The 1,481-nt window shown below is 71.8% G+C and carries 4 protein-coding genes; all 4 read right to left on the reverse strand.

Annotated features, from left to right (window positions below; translation table 11 throughout):
• Positions 1-335: ATP-binding protein (locus BI06_RS13115; protein WP_043468181.1), on the reverse strand; the 335-nt coding region annotated here is incomplete at its 3' end.
• Entirely contained in the window at positions 323-739 is a 417-nt protein-coding gene (locus tag BI06_RS13120; protein ID WP_043468183.1) for an anti-sigma regulatory factor, read from the reverse strand. The genes BI06_RS13115 and BI06_RS13120, both read right to left, overlap by 13 nt.
• On the reverse strand, positions 736-1,113 hold the full coding sequence (locus tag BI06_RS13125; RefSeq protein ID WP_030395646.1) for an STAS domain-containing protein: 378 nt from the start codon (positions 1,111-1,113) through the stop codon (positions 736-738). The genes BI06_RS13120 and BI06_RS13125 overlap by 4 nt, the downstream gene beginning before the upstream one ends.
• A partial coding sequence (locus BI06_RS13130; RefSeq protein WP_043468186.1) for an STAS domain-containing protein occupies positions 1,110-1,481 on the reverse strand: 372 nt, incomplete at its 5' end. The genes BI06_RS13130 and BI06_RS13125, both read right to left, overlap by 4 nt.

The following is a 1,481-nucleotide window of genomic DNA, read 5'->3' on the forward strand; positions in this document are numbered from 1 at the left end:
CCGATGCCGAGCGTGCCGCGGGAGGAGACGCCGTCGGTGAGTGAGCGGGGGACGTCGGCCATGCCGGGGCCGTGGTCCAGGGTGACGAACTCCAGGGCCGCCTCGCTGTCGGTCCGCACGACCCGCAGCAGCAGCGACCCGTCGCGGGCGTGCCGGCGCAGGTTGGTCGCCGCCTCACTGACCGCCAGGCAGACCTCGGCGACCCGCTCGGGCAGCAACGCGGCGCGTTGCGCGAGCGTCCGGGCCGCGCTGCGCGCGGCGGCGGGAAGCGACTCGGCGTCCCGGAACCAGGCCACGTCCTCGCACTCCAGGAGCGGGACCGTCAGCGCGCCCATTTGGTCACCGACACCTTGGTGCCGACGCCGGTCCGGCTGTCCAGCTCGAAGTCGTCCACCAGGCGCCGCGCACCGCTCAGCCCGAGTCCCAGTCCGCCACCGGAGGTCCAGCCGTCGGTCAGCGCCAGGTCGAGGTCGGGGATCCCGGGACCGCTGTCCTCGAAGACGGCGTGCACGCCGCGCCGGCCGTCCCGGCGCACGGTGGCGCAGTGCATCGCACCGCCGCCTCCGTAGACCAGGGTGTTGCGGGCCAGTTCGCTGGCGGCGGTGACCAGCTTGGTCTGGTCCACCAGGGAGAGTCCGCACTGCTGCGCGAGGGTTCGGACCAGCTGCCGCGCCCGGACCACGTCGTCGTTGGACACGATCGGGACGGTCTGCTCCACCTCCTCGGCCAACCTGGTCATCCGCGGTCCGCACTCGTGGCGCGGCCGCGCTCGAGGAGGGCGAGCCCCTTCTCGAGCGTCAACGCGGTGCGCACGCCACCCAGCGACAGTCCGAGTTCGACCAGGGTGATGGCCACGGCCGGTCGCATGCCCACCACCACGGTCTCGGCGTCGAGCATCCGGGAGATCGCGGCGGCGTTGGCCAGCATCCGTCCCACGAAGGAGTCGACGATCTCCAGCGCGGTGATGTCGATCACGACGCCGATCGCGCCGGTGGTCACGATCCGCTCGGCCAGGTCGTCCTGGAGGTCCAACACGGTCTGGTCCTCCAGGTCGATCTGGATCGACACCAGGAGCACTCGGCCCAGCTTGAGGATGGGGACGCGGTCGGTCACTTCGGACCACCCGTCGCGGCGGGCTCGGTGCCGATGCGCCGCAGCACGTACCGCAGGGCGTCGGCCAGCGTCGCCTTGGTGACGATGTCGTCGAACCGGACGCCCAGCGCGACCAGGGTCTGCGCGATCTGCGGCCGGATGCCCGAGATCGTGCACTCCGCTCCCATCAGACGGGCGGCGACCACCGTCTTCAGCAGGTGCTGCGCGACCTCGGTGTCCACCGCCGGCACGCCGGTGATGTCGATGATGGCCTGCTCGGACTCCGAGTCCACCAGGCTCTGCAGCAGCTTCTCCATGACGATCTGGGTCCGCGCGGAGTCCAGCGTGCCGACCAGCGGCACCGCGACCACGCCCTCCCACAGCTTCAC

Origin of the sequence: Kitasatospora sp. MBT66 (assembly GCF_000710405.2) — a bacterium.
GTDB classification, from domain to species: Bacteria; Actinomycetota; Actinomycetes; order Streptomycetales; family Streptomycetaceae; genus Kitasatospora; species Kitasatospora purpeofusca.